This is a genomic window from Microcoleus sp. Pol7_B2, assembly GCF_036701035.1.
Lineage (GTDB): Bacteria > Cyanobacteriota > Cyanobacteriia > Cyanobacteriales > Microcoleaceae > Microcoleus.
Map to the genome: position 1 here is coordinate 57,144 of NZ_JAUBQB010000017.1, position 15,695 is coordinate 72,838.

Annotated in this window: 15 protein-coding genes; 9 read left to right on the forward strand and 6 right to left on the reverse strand. The window is 46.5% G+C overall.

Annotated features, from left to right (window positions below):
• Nucleotides 1–159: 159 nt before the first annotated feature.
• Together QUA57_RS09535 and panB are read left to right on the forward strand one after the other, a co-directional pair.
• Complete coding sequence (locus QUA57_RS09535; protein WP_333060528.1) at nt 160–576, forward strand: aspartyl protease; 417 nt, start codon at nt 160–162, stop codon at nt 574–576.
• Nucleotides 577–809: 233 nt separating this feature from the next.
• Nucleotides 810–1,586 carry a 3-methyl-2-oxobutanoate hydroxymethyltransferase gene (gene panB, locus QUA57_RS09540; RefSeq protein ID WP_333060529.1) on the forward strand — a complete coding sequence of 259 codons (777 nt, stop codon included), beginning with the start codon at nt 810–812 and terminating at the stop codon, nt 1,584–1,586.
• A 61-nt stretch (nt 1,587–1,647) separates the two neighbouring features.
• Here the strand turns inward: panB and tatA are convergent, their stop codons facing one another.
• Nucleotides 1,648–1,839, reverse strand: coding sequence for a twin-arginine translocase TatA/TatE family subunit (tatA, locus tag QUA57_RS09545; protein WP_190734631.1), 192 nt, complete (start codon nt 1,837–1,839; stop codon nt 1,648–1,650).
• A gap of 128 nt (nt 1,840–1,967) precedes the next feature.
• Between tatA and QUA57_RS09550 the strand changes: the two genes are divergently transcribed.
• The 4 genes from QUA57_RS09550 to QUA57_RS09565 all read left to right on the forward strand — a co-directional run bounded on the left by QUA57_RS09550 (nt 1,968) and on the right by QUA57_RS09565 (nt 6,546).
• Nucleotides 1,968–2,705, forward strand: coding sequence for a phycocyanobilin:ferredoxin oxidoreductase (locus tag QUA57_RS09550; RefSeq protein ID WP_333041658.1), 738 nt, complete (start codon nt 1,968–1,970; stop codon nt 2,703–2,705).
• A gap of 71 nt (nt 2,706–2,776) precedes the next feature.
• Nucleotides 2,777–4,420 (forward strand): HlyD family efflux transporter periplasmic adaptor subunit, encoded by a 1,644-nt coding sequence (locus QUA57_RS09555; protein ID WP_333060530.1) that lies wholly within the window; start codon nt 2,777–2,779, stop codon nt 4,418–4,420.
• A 151-nt stretch (nt 4,421–4,571) separates the two neighbouring features.
• Nucleotides 4,572–5,732: an ABC transporter permease DevC gene (gene devC / locus QUA57_RS09560; protein ID WP_333060531.1), complete on the forward strand. Its 1,161-nt coding sequence runs from the start codon at nt 4,572–4,574 to the stop codon at nt 5,730–5,732.
• 91 nt (nt 5,733–5,823) lie between these two features.
• Entirely contained in the window at nt 5,824–6,546 is a 723-nt protein-coding gene (locus QUA57_RS09565; RefSeq protein ID WP_333060532.1) for a DevA family ABC transporter ATP-binding protein, read from the forward strand.
• A gap of 17 nt (nt 6,547–6,563) precedes the next feature.
• Here the strand turns inward: QUA57_RS09565 and QUA57_RS09570 are convergent, their stop codons facing one another.
• Nucleotides 6,564–7,475 (reverse strand): hypothetical protein, encoded by a 912-nt coding sequence (locus QUA57_RS09570; protein WP_333060533.1) that lies wholly within the window; start codon nt 7,473–7,475, stop codon nt 6,564–6,566.
• 229 nt (nt 7,476–7,704) lie between these two features.
• Here QUA57_RS09570 and QUA57_RS09575 point away from each other — a divergent pair, with 229 nt between their 5' ends.
• On the forward strand, nt 7,705–8,016 hold the full coding sequence (locus tag QUA57_RS09575) for a hypothetical protein (protein WP_333251065.1): 312 nt from the start codon (nt 7,705–7,707) through the stop codon (nt 8,014–8,016).
• A complete protein-coding gene (locus QUA57_RS09580) occupies nt 8,013–10,070 on the forward strand; it encodes a DNA polymerase III subunit gamma/tau (RefSeq protein WP_333060534.1) in 2,058 nt (685 codons plus the stop codon). The genes QUA57_RS09575 and QUA57_RS09580 overlap by 4 nt, the downstream gene beginning before the upstream one ends.
• A gap of 138 nt (nt 10,071–10,208) precedes the next feature.
• On the opposite strand, the gene clpX is transcribed toward QUA57_RS09580, so the two are convergent.
• From clpX to QUA57_RS09600, 4 genes are all read right to left on the reverse strand, one after another.
• Entirely contained in the window at nt 10,209–11,552 is a 1,344-nt protein-coding gene (gene clpX, locus QUA57_RS09585) for an ATP-dependent protease ATP-binding subunit ClpX (RefSeq protein ID WP_333060535.1), read from the reverse strand.
• 9 nt (nt 11,553–11,561) lie between these two features.
• A complete protein-coding gene (gene clpP / locus QUA57_RS09590; protein WP_015179195.1) occupies nt 11,562–12,251 on the reverse strand; it encodes an ATP-dependent Clp endopeptidase proteolytic subunit ClpP in 690 nt (229 codons plus the stop codon).
• A gap of 348 nt (nt 12,252–12,599) precedes the next feature.
• On the reverse strand, nt 12,600–14,015 hold the full coding sequence (tig, locus tag QUA57_RS09595; protein WP_333060536.1) for a trigger factor: 1,416 nt from the start codon (nt 14,013–14,015) through the stop codon (nt 12,600–12,602).
• Nucleotides 14,016–14,272: 257 nt separating this feature from the next.
• Nucleotides 14,273–14,458 (reverse strand): hypothetical protein, encoded by a 186-nt coding sequence (locus QUA57_RS09600; RefSeq protein WP_333060537.1) that lies wholly within the window; start codon nt 14,456–14,458, stop codon nt 14,273–14,275.
• Nucleotides 14,459–14,576: 118 nt separating this feature from the next.
• Between QUA57_RS09600 and QUA57_RS09605 the strand changes: the two genes are divergently transcribed.
• Nucleotides 14,577–15,620 carry an aspartate-semialdehyde dehydrogenase gene (locus QUA57_RS09605; protein ID WP_333060538.1) on the forward strand — a complete coding sequence of 348 codons (1,044 nt, stop codon included), beginning with the start codon at nt 14,577–14,579 and terminating at the stop codon, nt 15,618–15,620.
• Nucleotides 15,621–15,695 lie beyond the last annotated feature (75 nt).

Genomic DNA, 15,695 nt, shown 5'->3' on the forward strand with positions numbered 1-15,695 from the left:
ATAACAGAATTACGTTGTTGAGGCGTCAGTCCTGAATTAGTAATGCCAAGCTCATTTAGCTACAGATTTTGCTAAAATGTAAGATGGTGATCCTCCTGCACCGTCACAAGATTATTGAGAAATGTGCCATTGCCTTGCGTAGCAAAACTAAAGGAAAAAATGGGCAGAGTCACCGCAACAATAACCGTCACCAACGAAGTAGACAAGATTCTAGCAGAAAGAGGGTTCATCCCCGCAGAGGAAATACGCTCAATCACCCTCGATAACGTTTTAGTAGATAAAGGAGTAATTCGCCTCTGCTTACCAGCAGATATTATCGCTCAGTTAGGTTTAACTCTAGTTGGTGAAATCCAAGGAAATACAGCAATAGGAGCTAGACAATTTCGTCTGTTCAAAAATGTTGGTCTTGCAGTAGCTGGACGAGAAGGCAGGTATGATTGTGTAGAAATCCCCGCAGGAGAAGAACCTTTACTCGGCTTAATTCCTCTCGAAGATTTGGGTTTAGAACCAGACTTGAAAAATCAGCGGTTGATTGTTTTGCCAGCAGAGGGAAGCCAAAGTTATATTCGGGTATAAAATTCCTATGGTTTTTGCCATAAATACACTGCCCATTGTCTTTGAGTCTCGCGTTGCGCGGACTGAGCATGAGGGGAGCGGGTTGACTATATACTTAGTTTTAAACATAGATGGTTGGTAAAACCAGCCCCTACGAGAGCGCAAATTGTACAGCGCAAATTATACAAGAACGAATCAACCTGGTTTAATATTATAAGTAATAGCCGGAGATAATATTATATTTTTGCAGTAAAATGTCAGTCACTACTCATCAATTAATTCAGTGGAAACAACAAGGGCGGTCAATTGTTGCCCTGACAGCTTATGATTATGCGATCGCCCAACTCATCGATCAAGCAGGCGTAGATATCATCCTAGTCGGCGATTCCCTCGCCATGACAGTCTTAGGCTACGACACAACACTACCCATAACCCTCGATGAAATGCTGCACCACGCTAAAGCAGTGCGCCGTGGTGTTAAACAAGCATTAATTGTTGTAGATTTGCCGTTTTTGACTTACCAAGAAAGTGCCCAGCAAGCCATGCACTCGGCCGGGAGAGCTTTGAAAGAAACAGGCGCTCAAGCTGTAAAATTAGAAGGCGGATATCCAGCAATGGCCGCCACAGTTTCGCAGCTAACATCCGCCGGAATTCCGGTGATGGGGCACGTCGGTTTAACTCCGCAGTCGGTACACCAACTCGGCTACAAAAAACAAGGAAAAACGGCCCAAGCAGCCGATCGCATCATAGCAGAGTCGATCGCGCTTCAAGAAGCAGGTGCCTTTGCGATCGTCTTAGAACACATTCCCGCCGACTTAGCCGCTCAAATTACCCAAAAACTAACTATTCCCACCATTGGTATCGGCGCGGGGCCGCACTGCGACGGTCAAGTTTTAGTTACTTCAGATTTCCTGGGACTTTCCGAAAAACAGCCGCCTTTTGCTAAAGCTTACGCCAATTTGCGAGAAACGATTACCCAAGCTGTCACAGATTATTCCCTCGAAGTTAGAGAAGGCAAATTTCCCGAATAGGTTCTTAGTGAGGGCTTGAACCCTTAAAAAGGAAGACTAAAACCCTCACTACAAACCTAATTTACACTTTCGGCTGGCCCTCTTCCTCTTTATCCTTCTCAACAGCTTCATCCTCAGATTGACCAACCCCTTCCTTAAAACTCCGCAACGTTTTGCCCAAAGCATTTCCCAACTCAGGAATCTTCTTGGGGCCGAAAATTAGTATAGCCACCACCGCAACAATGCCCATTTCAGGCAATCCCAGACCAAACATACAAAATCTCCTGTAAAACTTGCTCGATCCTAAGTCAATCTACTGATATTGTTAAAGTATCTACCTTTTTTCCTGCATCTTGCAACAGTAGAATCAAGTTTTATTAAGCTATCCCCCGATAAATAAGAATGTTAGAAATATCCCAGCCTTCTCTGCGCGACCAACAGCACCATCTCATCCGCGATTTAGCCGATCGGATGGAAGCAGTATGGCACCGCTATCTCGACCTCGAACCCTACCACCTGCCCGCTGAGTTGGGATACGTAGAAGGCCGCTTGGAAGGAGAAAAACTGATCATTGAAAACCGCTGCTATCAAACGCCCCAGTTCCGCAAAATACACCTCGAACTCGCTAAAGTCGGCCCCTTGCTTGACATTCTGCACTGCGTGATGTTTCCCAGACCGAATTATGCTTTGCCGATGTTCGGTACCGATATAGTAGCAGGCAAAGGCCAAGTTAGCGCCGCGATCGCAGACCTTTCTCCCCTCAATCCCGATCGAACTTTGTCGGAAACCTACCGAACCCAACTGGCAATATTGCCGATCGATCAATTTTCTTGTCCCCGCCAAATTCCCGAATGGGGGGATATTTTCTCAGAATTTTGTCTGTTTGTGCGGCCAGAGTCGATCGAAGAAAACAGTCGGTTTTTGGATATTGTTGAATCCTACGTTGAAATTCACTGCAAACAGGCAGTCGCTTCCGAACCAGTCTCTGCCGCCGAAGCATCGAAAATTCTCGACGCTCAAATTTACTACTGCACCCAGCAGCAGCAAAACGACAAAACCCGCCGCGTACTCGAAAAAGCTTTCGGTCAAGATTGGGCCGAACATTACATGACCGAGGTGCTTTTTGATATTCCTAAATAGCTGAAATTGGTTTACAATACTTCACAGTGGGTGAAAAAAACTTAATCAGGAAATCACCTACTTTATAAGTAATGGGAAAGGAATCACGGGTCAAGGATAAATCATTTTTAAAACCCCCAGGACGAGGAATCATCGGTTTAGCGATCGCCGCCACGGTTATTACCACAGGAGTCGGTTTTTGGCAAGTATCTCAACTTAGAAAAGCCGAAGAGTTAAAGGCGGCGGCTGCAGCGGCGGCTGCAACTCCCGCCGCCACCCGCAACAGCGTCACAGCTTTGGGTAGGTTGACTCCCCAGGGGGAAGTTATCAAATTGTCAGCCCCTTCGGCGTCGGAGGGAGCAAGAATTGAAGTGTTGCAGGTGGAAGAGGGCGATCGAGTCAGTAAAGGACAAATCATAGCAGTTCTCGATACGCGTGATCGACTCCTAGCAATCCTCCAACAAGCCGACAAAGAAGTCAAAGTCAAACAAGCAGAATTAGCGAAAATTCAAGCAGGCGCAAAAACAGGCGTTGTCGGCGCTCAAAAAGCAGAAGTTGCCAAGTTTGAAGCACAAGTGCAAAGAGAAACCGAAGGCGAAGCAGCCAATGTCGCCCGCTTAGAAGCTCAACTGCGAAGAGAAACCGAAGCTGAACAAGCTAACGTCGCCAAATTCGAGGCACAACTCCAAAGAGAAACCGAAGCCGAACAAGCTAATCTTGCCAAATTTGAGGCACAACTCCAAAGAGAAACAGAGGTGCAGCAATCCAAATTGGCTAGGTTAGAAGCTCAATTGCGCGGCGAAATTGCCTCTCAAAACGCTACAGTCGATCGGCTAAAAGCCGAATTGACAAACGCCGAAGCCGAGGAACAACGCAATAAAGAACTCTCAGAAACAGGCGCAATTTCTGCTTCCGCCTACGACACCAAACGCTTAGCAGCAGAGACGGCTCGCCAGAGAGTAAAAGAAGCGCAAGCTGTATTAGAAAAAACAGTGCAAACACTGCAAGAGCAAATAGTCGAAACGAAAGCAACAATCAAACAAACAGTAGAAACAGGCAAGCAGGAAATCAATCAATCCCGAGCCAATCTCCGACGCAAGTTAGAAACAGGTAGGCAGGAAATTAACCAAGCCCGAGCCACCTTAAATCAAAAGATAGAAACAGGACAAGAACAAATCAATCAAGCCGAAGCAATACTCAAACAAAAAGCAGAAACAGGCCAAGAACAAATCAATCAAGCCAAAGCAAATCTCGACCAAATTGCCGAAGTACGTCCCGAAGACGTGCAAGCCGCCCAAGCCGCCGTCGAAAGTGCGATCGCCACCAAACAAAAAGCTCAAGTAGACTTAAACTTAAGCTACGTCAAAGCACCCGTATCCGGCTACATCCTCAAAGTTCACAGCCGACAAGGAGAAGGTGTCAACACTCAAGACGGCATCGTAGAACTAGGCGGCACCGATCAAATGTACGCCGTAGCAGAAGTTTACGAAACCGACATCGCCAAAGTGCGAAACGGCCAGCGCGCAACAGTCACCAGCCCGGTTTTTGCAGGCACTTTGAAAGGCACAGTCGCTCGCATCGGCCAACAAATCGGCAAAAAAGATGTCCTCAATACAGACCCCGCCGCCGACACCGACGCGAGAGTTATCGAAGTAAGAATTCGCCTCGATCCGGAATCGAGCAAGAAAGTTGCATCTTTCACAAACTTACAGGTTGAAATTAAAATAGACATCTAAAATGGGTAATTAATTGGTAATTGGTAATTGGTCAGAGGAGTGATCGAGCTTGTTACTCATTACTCGTTCTTCCCTCTTCCTCCTTCCTTATTCCCTTTTCCCTTTTCCCTCTTCCTTCTTCCTCCTTCCTTATTCCTTCTTCCTTGATTGTATGGCCAAAATACCGCTAGCTTGGGCACAGTTAACCCGCGAAAAAATGCGATTAGTAATCGCGCTAGCCGGCATTGGATTTGCCGACTTGCTGATGTTTATCCAGTTTGGATTTAGAGACGCGCTATTTGAAAGTTCCACCAGTTTTCACTCGCAATTAAAAGGGGATATTTTTATCACCAGCACCCAATCAACGGCTTTAATAGCCATGAAAAGTTTTCCCCAACGGCGTTTGTATCAAGCTTTGAGTTTTAATGGCGTTACCGGAATCAGCCCGGTATATCTAGGCTTTGGTTTGTGGAAAAACCCCGAACCAGACAAAAACAATACCCGCCAACTGATGGTAATCGGTTTTGACCCCGCTCGTCCCATCTTTGAGCTGCCGGAAGTCAAAAATAATTTGGACAAAATCAAAATTTCAGATGTCGTTTTATTCGATCGAGCTTCCCGCCCGGAGTTTGGGCCAGTAGCAGAATATTTCAACCAGGGAAAGCCTGTGGAAACTGAAATAGATAACCGCCGCGTTACTGTAGAGGGGTTATTTACTTTAGGAGCATCTTTCGGTGCTGATGGCAATCTTATTACTAGCGATTTGAATTTTCTGCGGATTTTTCATAGTAGAAGAACTAGAGGTTTAATTGATGTCGGAATTGTTCACTTGCAGCCGGGAACGGATGTCAAGGCGATGATTGCAAAAATGAGGGCAACTTTACCGCAAGACGTGACAATTGCTTCTAAAGAAGAGTTCGTAGCTTTTGAGAGAAAATATTGGGAAGAAAGCACGGCGATCGGATTTATTTTTACTCTCGGCGCGTCAATGGGGTTTATCGTTGGAATCGTGATTGTCTATCAAATTCTCTATACTGATGTTAATGACCATTTGCCAGAATACGCTACGTTAAAGGCGATGGGATATAAAGACGGTTACTTTTTGAGTGTGGTTTTTCAAGAGGCTTTAATTTTGGCAATCCTTGGTTATCTGCCAGGACTTGGGATTTCTGTGGGGCTATACGGTTTAGCTAGAACTGCTACGAGTTTACCGATGTACATGACTTTGGGAAAAGTTGTAACTGTGTTTACAATGACAACGATCATGTGTTCTGTATCGGGGGCGATCGCAGTTAGGAAGTTGCAGGCGGCTGACCCGGCGGATATTTTTTAACGAAGGAAGAAGGAAGAAGGAAGAAGGAAGAAGGAAGAAGGAAGAAGGAAGAAGGAATTACCAATTACCAATTACCAAGTACAAATTACCCATGAATACTTTACCAGTAGTCTCAATTAAAAATCTCAATCATTCCTTCGGCGAAGGACAACTTCGCAAACAGACATTATTTGACATCAACCTCGAAATTTATCCGGGCGAAATCGTGCTGATGACTGGGCCTTCGGGGTCTGGGAAAACAACATTGTTAACCTTGATTGGAGCTTTGCGATCGATCCAAGAAGGTAGTCTTAAAATTCTTGGCCAAGAATTGCGGGGAACCGCGAAAAATAAATTAGTTAAAATCCGCCGCGACATCGGCTATATTTTCCAAGGTCACAATTTGCTCAAATGCTTGACAGCTAGGCAAAACGTGCAAATGTCTTTAGAACTGCACAGCCATCTTTCTCGCCAAGAAACTAATGATAGAATAGAGGGAATGCTGGAAGCTGTAGGCTTGGGAGAAAGAATAGATTATTACCCGGACAGTCTTTCTGGCGGACAGAAACAAAGAGTTGCGATCGCCCGCGCATTAGTCAGCCAGCCGAAATTAGTATTAGCAGACGAACCCACAGCAGCACTAGACAGTAAATCAGGTCGAGATGTGGTAGAAATTATGCGAGGTTTGGCCAAAGAACAGCACTGCACTATTTTGCTTGTCACCCACGACAACCGCATTTTAGATATAGCCGATCGCATTATTCACATGGAAGACGGCTACCTCGCACAAGACACATCAACAACGGTGGCAACCGGCGTTCTTTCGGGAAAATAATATTAATCCACCTACACTTATTTCCGAGAAACGGGACGCTTTCCTCCTACCTTAGCAGGACTTTTTGTCCCACTTTTTGCTGGACTTTTAGAACTACTTTTGCCACTTTTTTGACCCTTAGATCCGGCCAATTGGCTATCATTGGCATTTGCAGGTCTGCCGGCAGGCGTTCTAGTAGTCCTAAAGGTAACATTCACTCCTTCATTTGACTGTTCCAGCACCAACATCGGCGTCGGCTTGGCTTTTTGATCCCACTCAATATGAACGATGCGACCTTGAATTGTTGGCTGCCAACTGTCGTGATCGTCTGAAGGACTCAGATAAGTTTCCAAACAGTCAATAATTTGATTAATTGTCGCTGATGTTGCCTGAGTCGGCAGTTTCATCAACTTAATTTGAATCCGAAACAGCACGCGTTTTTCTATTTTTATTGCCGGATCGCCAGTTTCGTATTCGATATCAAACATCGAATCCACTTGCCGGCCGCTGCCCGCATTCCCATTTTTATCTCCCACTGCCCCCTGAGTCGGACGCAGGGCAATACTAATTTTTTCTTTAACTTTTACCTTGATCTGGTTCACAATGGCAAAGTGAAAGACCTCTTCCGCCATCCGCATTCTCAGGTAGTCTAAATTAAAGTCTCGCGAGTGGATAAGGTCGGGATTCTTTTCCATCTTTAACATGGTTTCCAGAGCCATTTTATATTTTTTCTGGAGTTCTCGATTTCTAAACTCCTCAAATTTGAGCTTTTTACTCAAATCGTCGAGTTTTAGCTTGGTAAACACCGCTAAACCGATAAGCAATAACAACAGTAATCCCGACCCTCCCATTAAGAGTTGGTCTGAGGACGGATCTCCGGGTTTAGCCTGTTTAGGTTTGGGAGAGGCTACTGCCAACCTTGGTTCTACAAGGATTATTTGGGTTGACATGGGCTTTTAAAGGGTAAAATTTGACGCTATATTTCTACAGGACTCCAGAGTAGAGCTGGTAGTGCAACTGGATCAACCAACATTGACATCATTCCACCATCATCTTGGTACAACTGGATTTCTGCAACTGGAGCACGCACCCTCTAATTAATACTTTATCTTTAACTGCAAGCAGCTTCCCGAAATATCGGAAAATCCCGCGCTGGCACTGGCCAATAGAAATGGTGAATTGTCTGTAATATATTATACCAATATCGCTAAAAAAAATGTTTGTTCGGCGGTCTCCGTTTCTAGAAAAATAAAAAGAAATACACATAAATTAATAGTAACTCTGGGAGCGAGCAGCGGAAAACATCAAGGAGAACAGTCGATCGCCCGGACAATCGAGGGGCGGACGTTGGAGAGTGATAATTCCTACTGTTGGCTGACTCCCGCCGTGCCAGCCCACCGGGCGGCTTGCTGTGAAAGTCGAGCTGTGGTGCGATCGAACAACGTCTCCTTAGCTAAGATTACAGCTAATACCACCCATATTCGATCGTGACCTACGAACCCCTGCACCACAAATATCGCCCTCAGACATTTGCCGAATTAGTCGGTCAAGAGGCGATCGCCCAAACCCTCACCAGCGCCATCCTACAAGAGCGTATAGCACCAGCATATCTATTCACCGGCCCCAGAGGCACCGGTAAAACCTCTAGTGCGAGAATTTTCGCCAAATCCCTCAACTGTATTTCTACGGTTGCCCCCACACCCACACCCTGCGGCAAATGCAACGTTTGCCAAGAAATTGCCCGAGGTTCGACACTAGATGTCATCGAAATTGACGCCGCCAGCAACACCGGAGTAGATAACATTCGGGATTTGATCGAACGAGCTCAATTTGCTCCCGTACAGTGCCGCTATAAAGTATATGTAATCGACGAAGTTCATATGCTCAGTACCCAGGCATTTAATGCCTTATTAAAAACCCTAGAAGAACCGCCAGATCGCGTTGTATTCGTCCTCGCCACAACCGACCCACAAAGAGTATTACCAACTATTATTTCTCGTTGCCAAAAGTTCGACTTCCGCCGCATTCCTCTCGATGCAATGATTGCTCATTTGCACAAAATTGCCAAATTAGAAAATATCAATATTGCCAGCGATGCAGTACAAATGGTCGCTCAAATCGCCCAAGGAGGTCTGCGAGATGCCGAAAGTTTGCTCGATCAACTAAGCTTATTTCAGGGTGAAGTAACAGTAGAAAAAGTTTGGGATTTAGTCGGTGCAGTCCCAGAAAATGACTTAATGGATTTGCTGCAAGCTATTGATACAGATAACGCTACCGCACTAATAGACATGACCCGCCACCTCATGGATCGCGGTCGGGAACCGCTAATCGTGCTGCAAAGTCTCGCGAGCTTTTACCGAGATTTGTTAATAGCCAAAGCTGCACCAAAGCGGTCAGATTTAGTAGCTTTAACATCGGCCACTTGGGAAAAACTGGGGGATTTTGCCCGCAGTTGGGATGCGGAGTTGATTTTGGCAGGTCAGAAACATTTGCAAACCCACGAAGTGCAAATTAAAAACACTACTCAGCCACGTTTGTGGCTGGAAGTAACGCTATTGGGATTGTTGCCCTCAGCAATTAAAACTCAGCAGCAAAAAACAGCCGAACCAGCGAAAAATGTTGCTCCATCACAAATTCACCCCCCCCAGCCCCCCCTTGCTAAGGGGGGGAGCCAGACATCTAATATCGAACCGCCTCCGGCTGCCAAACCTCAAAATCCTCCACCGACTTCGCCGCCTGTGGCTAATAGAACAGAAAGCCCACCTCCTGCACCAATTCCCGCACCTGTACCAACTGCTGAAACGAATCAAACAAATTATTTACCGACTAATTCAGCCGATGAAATCGATTTAAATCGAGTGTGGGAACAGGTACTTGACCGCGTGCGGCCGCATGGAACTCAATCGCTGCTTCGCCAACATGGACAGCTAGTAATTTTTAGCAATAATACGGCTCATGTTAAGATTAGTTCGCAGCCGTTGCTCAATATGGTTAAAGACAAAGTAGCTAATATTGAAGAAGCTTTTTTGCAAATTTTTAACCGTCGAGTAACAGTAAAAGTGGGCTTGACAAATCCCGCTGAAACTAATAGTTCTCGCGCTAAGGATTTGCCAACTTCTAACGGACGTGTTGGGGAAAATGCCAGGAATTCTCATCCTGTGAGTGATGCGGGCCAACAGGTGCAGAAGTCGGCGGATGCTGAGATTACAGATGATTTTTTGGGGAATGGCCCAGAAGAACAAAAACACCAGCCAGCGCCTGAAAATACCGCCGTTAATGTGCCGGCAATTTCCGAATCGCGATCGCCCACAAACGGCTCTACAGACTCTCAAAATGACTTTAACGCTCAGGCTATAGCGGTGCGTGCTGATGCTCAAGATGTCGCGAATACGGCTAGGCAATTGGCTGGTATGTTTGACGGGGAAGTAGTCGATTTGTCGGATGACTTGGAGATTTGGGAGTCGGAAACTTTTAGATTGGAATCTGAACCGGATTTTCCCGAGTTATCTTCTGAGTTAGGTGAGGATGATTTTATAGATTGGTAAGTAGAGCGCTAAAAAAAACCGAGAAACCCGGTTTTTGTAGTAGGGGCGCTGCTAAGAGTGGCCGCCCTTCCAGGTTTCTTAATACCCTAAAAGTTTTAGGTTTAATTAGAGTCACCTAGTGATTGTGAATATCTACTTTTAAGCTGACTCTGGCTTGGGCAGCGAAGACGGAAGTACCAACAGCTCGGCGGTCGATCGCTTCTCGACCATTTCCTTAGTAATCGTACACCGGGCAACATCCTTGCGCGACGGCAACTCGTACATCACATCCAACATCAATTCTTCGACAATTCCGCGCAGCGCCCGCGCTCCAGTTTTGCGGCGGTATGCTTCCTGGGCGATCGCCCGAATTGCCTCCGGCTTAAAGTCCAACTGCACATTATCCATCTTCAGCAGCTTTTGATACTGCTTAACCAAAGCATTTCGGGGCTCAGTCAAAATCGCCATCAGCGTTTCCTCATCCAGCGGTTCCAACACCGCCGCCACTGGCACCCGCCCGATAAACTCAGGAATCATCCCAAACTTCACCAAATCATCCGGTTCCAGTTGCTTGAGTACATCAGCAGCCCGCTTTTCCTTCGGCTGAGCTTCTCCGGGCTGAATAAAACCCATTGACTTTTTGCCAGTTCTCTGCTCTATTACTTTCTCCAGACCGACAAAAGCACCGCCGCAGATAAACATGATATTGCTAGTATCAATTTGGATGCAGTCTTGGTAGGGATGCTTGCGGCCGCCTTGGGGAGGTACATTGGCGATCGTGCCCTCAAGCATTTTCAGCAGCGCCTGCTGCACGCCTTCACCCGACACATCCCGCGTAATCGAAGGATTTTCGCTTTTGCGGGCTATTTTGTCAATTTCATCAATATAAATAATTCCGCGCTGCGCCTCTTCCACGTCCATATCTGCCACTTGCAGCAGCCGCAGCAAAATATTTTCCACATCTTCCCCGACATAGCCTGCTTCCGTCAGCGTCGTCGCGTCAGCCACCGCAAACGGTACGTCCAGCATATCCGCCAACGTCTGAGCCAGCAGAGTTTTTCCGCAGCCCGTCGGTCCGATTAACAAAATATTCGATTTTTGCAGTTCTACTTCTTCCGGCGGGTGCTTGCCACTATTTTTGGCATGGATAAAGCTCAGGCGCTTGTAGTGGTTGTAAACAGCCACCGATAGCACTTTTTTCGCCTCATTTTGCCCGATCGCGTTTTCGTCGAGGTAATTTTTAATTTCCCTCGGCTTGGGAATTTGGCTCAGGGACATACTTTTGCCCGAGGTACCGCGGCGCTTTGGCGTCGTTTCCTGCTTCGGAGCCACCGCAGCAGCAGGCACTGCACTCGAATCAAACAACTCCTCATCTAAAATTTCATTGCACAAGTCTACGCATTCGTCGCAGATATACACCCCGGGCCCTGCGATCAACTTGCGTACTTGCTCTTGAGACTTGCCACAAAACGAACATTTTAGATGGGAGTCGTACTTAGACATAACAGCCTCTTAATTCAGTGCAGTGACATTCTCTCCCGCCGCCGGAAGGTTTTCTTTAGCGATAACTCGATCGACCAAACCGTAATTTTTGGCTTCCTCGGCTGACATAAAAAAGTCGCGCTCTGTATCAGCCTCTAATTTCTCGATCGGTTGACCTGTGTGGTGCGCTAGCAGTTGATTCAGCTTACGCTTATGATAAAGGATTTCTTTGGCTTGAATCTCAATATCAACTGCTTGACCTTGAGCGCCTCCAAGCGGCTGGTGGATCATAATCCGGGAACTCGGAAGAGACATCCGCTTACCGTGGGCTCCTGCTGTCAGCAGAAATGCGCCCATACTGGCTGCCAAACCGTAACAAATCGTCACCACATCCGGGCGGATTTGCTGCATTGTGTCATAAATTGCCATGCCGGCCGTCACCGAGCCGCCGGGGGAATTTATGTACATTTGGACATCTTTTTCTGGGTCTTCGGCATCTAGATACAATAGCTGAGCCACTATTGAGTCAGCAACTTCGTCGGTTACGGGAGTTCCTAAAAACACAATTCGCTCCCGCAGCAAGCGCGAGTAAATGTCAAAGGCCCGCTCGCCCATCCCCGACTGTTCTAGTACCATCGGCACTACATTGCTGGGGCTGGAACTGACATCAAAATCGTTATAGCTTGTAATTAGGTAATTGGAAGATTGAGATACAACCATAAGACACCAGTCAAGGATTCTAGACAATTTGCTGCTGCTGATGAAAGCTTTAAATTAAGCCGCCAGCTTTTAACTATTATGCCTCTTCTAAACGGATATCGGGGGAATGGGGTAGTTTTGAGTTTTGAAAGTGCTTTCTGCGCTGGGCGCCAAGCTGGAGTGACTCGCGAGGCTCGCGGGGTGAATGAGTTAAAATACTTACTGGTAAATCATGGCTGATTCTAGCGGACACCCCGAGATTTTAGTAAGGATCGGGCGCACCCGGAGCTTGTAGTTAAGGATCGGGTGCGCCGTTAAAATCGCGGTTGATTTAATGCGCCCAATTAAGACATTTGAACACATTAAGTTTTATTCTTCGCCTACGACTTCCACTTCAACGCTCGTGGCTGCTTCTGCTGAATCTTCAGCGTCTGATTCTTCTGATTCTTCTGCTGCGGGAGTCAGAGACCCTTCAGGTACGAGTTCGATTGTCCCTTTTTCTTCCAACCATTTCAGGGTTTTTTGTTTGAGCAAGTCTTCTGCTACAAATTCCTGCAACCTTTGGGGGTCAAAATCTCCTTTGGGAAACTGCTTTCTGATTTTTGCTACTTCTGCTGCTACTTCTGCTGGTTCAACAGATAAGGATTCCAGCTTGGCTACTTCTGCCAGAGCTAAATTCTGCTTGAGGCGATCGATTGCTTCCGGGCGCGAGCGTTCCCGCATCGGGCCCATATTTTCTTCGGTAAACAGTTGGTTGATATCTATGCCGTAATTTTTCAATTGGACGGCTTGTTGATTCAACAAATAATCGATTTCGCGATCGACCATTGTTTCTGGGATTTCCACGTCTATTAGCTGCGCGAGGGCTGCTGATATAGCTTTTTCCTTATTAGCTGATGTCTTGTTTTCTTGGTCTGCTTTAAACCGAGTTTCGAGCGATTCGCGCAGTTCTGCTAAAGTTTCAAACTCGCTGACTTCTTGGGCGAAGTCGTCGTCCAACTCCGGCAATTCTTTTTCCTTAAGTTCTTTGAGAGTAATCGTAAAGACTGCGGGTTTTCCTGCTAGTTCTTCACTGCTATACTCATCTGGGAACTGCACGGAAACTTCTCTAGTTTCTCCTGGATTCATCCCGATCATGCCTTGGATAAAGCCCGGTACAAACTGATTTTCCGATAATTCTACTTGAAAATCTTCTGCTTGACCGCCGGGAATTTCTGCGGGAGTTTCGCCTTCTGGTGCTTCCGCAAATCTACCGGAGAAATCAACCAAAGCCATGTCTCCCAACTGAGCCGGCCGGCCTTCTACGGGGATTAAAGCAGCTTTGTCCGATCGATATTTTGCCAATACCTCATCTACCTGAGCCTCATCATACTTAGCTTCTTCTGCTTGAAGCTGCAAACCTGTGTACTGACCCATTTTCACTTCGGGTTGTACGTCAACCTTCGCCGAAAAAATCAGAGGCTGTTCTGGATCGAACTTCTCTAGTAATTCTTCAAACTCGGTGCGAAGTTCAAAACTGCCAATTGCCGCAATTTTTTCTTGTTCTAGGGCTTTTTGCAGGGAATCATTAATCAAATTTTCCAAAGCCGTCGCTTTCAAGCGAGTCTGGCCTAGGCGCTGTAGCAAAACTTGACGGGGAACTTTGCCTTTGCGGAACCCAGGAATATTAACCTCGCGAGCAAATTGTTTAATTACTTGCTCGTAAGCTTGTTTTGACTTTTCTGACGGTACTTCGATTTCCAGACCAATTTGGCTAGCTGGAAGTTTTTCCTGGGTTACTTTCATCGGCTTTTTTGATATTTAACAATAGTGTAATAAAATACATACAAATCTGACTTTGCCTGCATTTTAATTTTGTACGCTTTGACTCGTAACGGCACAACTACAACACCTTTACCGGATGAGACTGTAAGTCATTGCCGGCTACTTTTTTGGCTCTTGCCAAATAGTTTTGGTTTGAGGATACTAGCTTTTGCTGCTAGGAATGTGGAGGTTAAGTCCACTAATTGCCGATGCACCATAGCACATATCGCCCTGTGATGTCAATCTTGCCGGCCTCTGCGGCTAGTTAAGAAATGGATGCGCCTGCGAAAATGCAGATATATCGCAAAACTTAACCGGATGCGGATTGGGCGTGGGCGATTGGCAAAAGATGCTAAACTGGCACTGGGTACGATCGCACGGATCGATCGGGAAGTTCGATCGCCTTTTTCGCTTAACTGCACCATTGCTATCCTCTCATGCTCCTGATATCGCATAACATTAATTAAGTTTGATATTGAGAATTGCAGTTATTTAAATTTTTGATTTCGATCGTTTAGGCTTTATTTTTTGGAGGGAACTAATTTGTCTCAATCCTATCGAGTTGCCATTTTAGGAGCTACCGGCGCAGTCGGTGCCGAGTTGCTAGAACTATTGCACAGCCGGAGTTTTCCGATTTCTAACTTGAAGCTGCTGGCTTCGGAACGTTCAGCAGGCACAACTTTGCCTTTTGGCGGCGAGATGCTGCCGGTCGAAGCAGTTTCGGCGCGATCGTTTGATAATGTAGATTTGGTACTCGCCTCTGCCGGCGGCTCTACTTCTAAGTTATGGGCTCCGCAAGCGGTGGCAGCCGGGGCAGTGGTAATTGACAATTCTAGCGCTTTCCGCATGGATGCGACGGTACCGCTAGTGGTTCCCGAAGTCAATCCCCAAGCAGCAGCATCTCACCGAGGTATAATTGCTAATCCCAACTGCACGACTATTTTGATGGCAGTTGCCGTTTGGCCACTTCACAAAGTTAGGCCGATACAGCGCATCGTTGTAGCGACTTACCAGTCTGCCAGCGGGGCGGGGGCAAGGGCAATGGAGGAAATGAAAGCTCAAGCAAGAGCAATTTTGGAGGGTGAAACGCCCAAAACAGATATATTTCCCTACCCCTTAGCATTTAATTTGTTTCCGCACAACACCCCGATTAATGATTTGGGGTATTGTGAAGAAGAGATGAAAATGGTAAACGAAACTCGGAAGATATTTGGTACGGACGAGATTAAAATTACGGCAACTTGTGTGCGGGTTCCCGTACTGCGGGCTCATTCGGAAGCGATTAATCTAGAGTTTGCAGAGCCTTTTAGCGCGAGCGAGGCCCGGGAAATCTTAAAGCAGGCAAGCGGGGTTAAGCTGGTAGAAGACTGGCAAGCTAATTATTTCCCGATGCCCGCAGAAGCCAGCGGTAAGGATGAGGTGTTAGTGGGCAGGATTCGTCAAGATATTTCTCACCCCTGCGGGTTGGAGATGTGGCTGTCGGGCGATCAAATCCGCAAAGGGGCGGCTTTAAATGCGGTGCAGATAGCTGAGTTGCTGGTAGAAAAAAATTTGTTGCGAACCCAAGTGGCGGCGGCTTCTAATTAGGGGGAACCCTGGCAATTGGGAAATTCAAATTGGGGATTTTAGATAAACCTTTCATCTGAAATCAAAAATTTAAAA

What these genes read in the sequence shown, in the direction of transcription:
- QUA57_RS09535 (WP_333060528.1), top strand. Translation starts at nt 160, where the DNA reads ATGGGCAGAGTCACCGCAACAATAACCGTCACCAACGAAGTAGACAAG.
- panB (WP_333060529.1), top strand. Translation starts at nt 810, where the DNA reads ATGTCAGTCACTACTCATCAATTAATTCAGTGGAAACAACAAGGGCGG.
- tatA (WP_190734631.1), bottom strand. Translation starts at nt 1,839, where the DNA reads ATGTTTGGTCTGGGATTGCCTGAAATGGGCATTGTTGCGGTGGTGGCT.
- QUA57_RS09550 (WP_333041658.1), top strand. Translation starts at nt 1,968, where the DNA reads ATGTTAGAAATATCCCAGCCTTCTCTGCGCGACCAACAGCACCATCTC.
- QUA57_RS09555 (WP_333060530.1), top strand. Translation starts at nt 2,777, where the DNA reads ATGGGAAAGGAATCACGGGTCAAGGATAAATCATTTTTAAAACCCCCA.
- devC (WP_333060531.1), top strand. Translation starts at nt 4,572, where the DNA reads ATGGCCAAAATACCGCTAGCTTGGGCACAGTTAACCCGCGAAAAAATG.
- QUA57_RS09565 (WP_333060532.1), top strand. Translation starts at nt 5,824, where the DNA reads ATGAATACTTTACCAGTAGTCTCAATTAAAAATCTCAATCATTCCTTC.
- QUA57_RS09570 (WP_333060533.1), bottom strand. Translation starts at nt 7,475, where the DNA reads ATGTCAACCCAAATAATCCTTGTAGAACCAAGGTTGGCAGTAGCCTCT.
- clpX (WP_333060535.1), bottom strand. Translation starts at nt 11,552, where the DNA reads ATGTCTAAGTACGACTCCCATCTAAAATGTTCGTTTTGTGGCAAGTCT.
- clpP (WP_015179195.1), bottom strand. Translation starts at nt 12,251, where the DNA reads ATGGTTGTATCTCAATCTTCCAATTACCTAATTACAAGCTATAACGAT.
- tig (WP_333060536.1), bottom strand. Translation starts at nt 14,015, where the DNA reads ATGAAAGTAACCCAGGAAAAACTTCCAGCTAGCCAAATTGGTCTGGAA.
- QUA57_RS09600 (WP_333060537.1), bottom strand. Translation starts at nt 14,458, where the DNA reads ATGGTGCAGTTAAGCGAAAAAGGCGATCGAACTTCCCGATCGATCCGT.